The sequence below is a fragment of the Massilia sp. CT11-108 genome, assembly GCF_047302915.1.
Classification (GTDB): Bacteria; Pseudomonadota; Gammaproteobacteria; order Burkholderiales; family Burkholderiaceae_D; genus Telluria; species Telluria orientalis.
Window position 1 is genome coordinate 1 of record NZ_JBKYMO010000591.1, and the last position, 3122, is coordinate 3122.

The following is a 3122-nucleotide window of genomic DNA, read 5'->3' on the forward strand; positions in this document are numbered from 1 at the left end:
GCCGCGACGTCGGCCAGCGCCGTCGTCGGCTGCGTCAGCCGGGTGGGGACCGTGAAGATCAGCGGCGGCAGGCTGTCGTGGGCCTGCAGGCGGCCGCCGGGCAGCGGCACCGTCGCGACGATCCCTTCGACGAGGATGCGCACGGCGGTGTGCGGCGCGTTCAAGGTCAGCATGTGCGAGGCGTTGCCGTAAGCGTCCACGTAAGCGGCGCAATGGCCGGGGGTCGCGATGTGCCAGGACAGCACCTGCTGTTGCGGCTCGGCGCGCGGCGTCAGATGCAGTTGCTCGATACTGTAGGCCTGCGGCTGCGAATAGCGGTACAGGGTTTCGTGGCGGATGGACAGGTGCATGTCAGGCTCCCAGGGGGACGAGAAAATCGCGGCTGATGCCGTTGCCGAGCGCGTAGATGTTTTCCATGAAGGTGCCGAGCGTCTCGTCGATGCCGGCGGCCAGCACGTCCTCGATGCGCGCGAACTGCAGCTCGGCGCGCATCTTCCCCGCCAGCCGCTCCGTGCCGGCGGAAACGTCGTTGCGCACGGCCTTCAGGTTCGCGACGACCTGCTCCATGCAGGCGAGCAGGGAGCGCGGCATGTCGGCGCGCAGCATCAGCAGTTCGGCCACGCGCGCCGGCGTGATCGAATCGCGGTAGACCTTGCGGTAGATTTCGAAGCCGGCCACGGAGCGCAGCAGCGCCGCCCAGTAATAGAACTCGCGCTGCGTGAGCACGTCATGCGTGGCCGCGGCGCCGGCGCCGTGGTATTTCACGTCCAGCAGGCGGGCCGTGTTGTCGGCCCGCTCCAGGAACGTGCCGAGGCGGATGAACACGAGGGCCTCGTCGTCCAGCATGGTGCCGAGCGTGACCCCGCGCGCCAGGTGGCAGCGCAATTTGACCCAGTCGAAGAACTCGCCCGGGTCGGCGTCGAGGTTCGCGCCGAGGCGGTCGCGCAGCTCGATCCATGTCGCGTTCTGCGTTTCCCACACTTCTGTCGTGAGCACGCCGCGCACGGCCCGGGCGTTCTCGCGCGCCGCCGTCAGGCACGCCACGATCGACGACGGATTGGCCGGATCGCTCACCATGAAGGCGAGGACGTTCTTCGCGTCGAGCGTGCCGTAGGCGGCGTCGAACGCGCCCTGCAGCTCGGAGATGCCGAGGATGGCGCGCCACGCCTGTTCGGTGTCGAGGGCGGACTGCGGCAGCATGGCCGTCTGCACGGCAACGTCGAGCATGCGCGCCGTGTTCTCGGCGCGCTCGGTGTAGCGCGCCATCCAGTACAAGTGGTCTGCGGTGCGGCTCAGCATCATTCCTCCAGTATCCAGGTGTCCTTGGTGCCGCCGCCCTGCGACGAGTTCACCACCAGCGAGCCTTCCTGCAGCGCGACCCGGGTCAGGCCGCCCGGCACCATCGAGATGGTCTTGCCCGACAGGACGAACGGACGCAGGTCGATGTGGCGCGGCGCGATGCCGCTTTCCACGTAGGTGGGGCACGCCGACAGGGCCAGGGTCGGCTGGGCGATGTAGCCGTCCGGGCGGGCGACGAGGCGGCGCCGGAAATCCTCGATCTCCTGCTTCGAGGCCGCCGGCCCGATCAGCATGCCGTAGCCGCCGGCGCCGTGCACCTCCTTGACGACCAGCCGGTCGAGGTGGTCCAGCGTGTACGCGAGGTCTTCTGGCCGCCGGCACTGCCAGGTCGGCACGTTGTGCAGCAGCGGTTCTTCCGACAGGTAGAAGCGGATCATGTCGGGCACGTACGGGTAGACGGACTTGTCGTCGGCGACGCCGGTGCCGATGGCGTTCGCCAGCGTGACGCGGCCGGCGCGGTAGACGGAGAGGAGGCCCGGCACGCCCAGCGTGGAATCGGCGCGGAATGCCAGGGGATCGAGGAAATCGTCGTCGAGGCGGCGGTAGATCACGTCGACGCGGCGCGGTCCGCGGATCGTCCGCATGTACACGGCGTTGGCGTCCACGAACAGGTCCTTGCCCTCGACCAGCTCGACACCCATCTGCTGCGCGAGGAACGCATGCTCGAAGTAGGCCGAGTTGCAGGTCCCGGGCGTCATGACGACGACGGTCGGGTCGAGCACGCCGGCCGGCGCGACGGAGCGCAGGTTCTCCAGCAGCATGTCGGGATAGTGCTCCACGGGCGCGACCCGGTGGCGCGCGAACAGTTCCGGGAACAGGCGCATCATCATCTTGCGGTCTTCCAGCATGTACGACACGCCGGACGGCACGCGCAGGTTGTCTTCCAGGACGTAGAACTCGCCTTCGCCGGCGCGCACGATGTCCACGCCCGCGATGTGCGCATAGATGTCGGACGCCACGCTGATGCCCTGCATCTCCGGGCGGTACTGCGCGTTCTGGTAGATCTGCTGCGCCGGGATGATGCCGGCGCGGACGATGTCCTGGCCGTGGTAGATGTCGTGCACGAACATGTTCAGCGCCTTGATGCGCTGCGCGAGGCCCGCCTGCAGCCGCGCCCACTCGTGCGCCGGTATGATGCGCGGGATCGTGTCGAACGGGATCAGCCGCTCGGTGCCGGCGCCGTCGCCGTACACGGCGAATGTGATGCCGACGCGGCGGAACGTGAGGTCCGCCTCGGCGCGCTTGCGTTCGATCCGCTCGGGCGGCTGGTGCCTGAGCCAGTCGTCGAATGCGCGATAGTGGTCGCGCACCGCGCCTGCGCCGTCCGCCGTCATCTCGTTGAAAAAGTCTGTCATGGCCGCCTTCCGTGATGTCGACACGGAAGTCGTATCAAGAAGCGTGCCAGCGGAATACGGCTGCGCTGCACGATTCCGGTGCAGGCGGTTCCGCGGCTTGACATCGCCCGCACGCACAGTAAGATCGCAGGATTCACCAAGCCGTACATACGATGACCCCTGTCTTTGCTTCTCCCCTCGTCCTGTTCGTCGCCTTCCCGGGCATGGGTCTGCTCGACCTGACCGGGCCGCAGACCGTGTTCTGGTGCGCCGCCAAGCGGATGGCGGAGCGGGGCCTCGTGCCGTACGAACGGCACACGGTCAGCGTGGACGGTGGCCTCGTGGTGACGGCCGAAGGCGTCGCGCTCGACACGCTGCCGGCCGCGCAGTTCGCGGGGCGCGCGATCGACACGATCCTCGTGCCCGGTG

General features: G+C 68.3%; 3 protein-coding genes and 1 pseudogene. 1 reads left to right on the forward strand and 3 read right to left on the reverse strand.

What is annotated here, in order from left to right:
* From ACEN88_RS27920 to ACEN88_RS27930, 3 genes are all read right to left on the reverse strand, one after another.
* Positions 1-350: transglutaminase N-terminal domain-containing protein (locus ACEN88_RS27920; protein ID WP_413344883.1), on the reverse strand; the 350-nt coding region annotated here is incomplete at its 3' end.
* Between the two features lies 1 nt (position 351).
* A complete protein-coding gene (locus ACEN88_RS27925) occupies positions 352-1299 on the reverse strand; it encodes an alpha-E domain-containing protein (protein ID WP_413344885.1) in 948 nt (315 codons plus the stop codon).
* Complete coding sequence (locus ACEN88_RS27930) at positions 1299-2714, reverse strand: circularly permuted type 2 ATP-grasp protein (RefSeq protein ID WP_413344888.1); 1416 nt, start codon at positions 2712-2714, stop codon at positions 1299-1301. Before ACEN88_RS27930 ends, ACEN88_RS27925 begins: the two co-directional genes overlap by 1 nt.
* A 152-nt stretch (positions 2715-2866) precedes the next feature.
* On the opposite strand from ACEN88_RS27930, the pseudogene ACEN88_RS27935 reads away from it, so the two are divergent.
* Positions 2867-3122, forward strand: a pseudogene (locus ACEN88_RS27935) (AraC family transcriptional regulator); the annotation flags it as partial.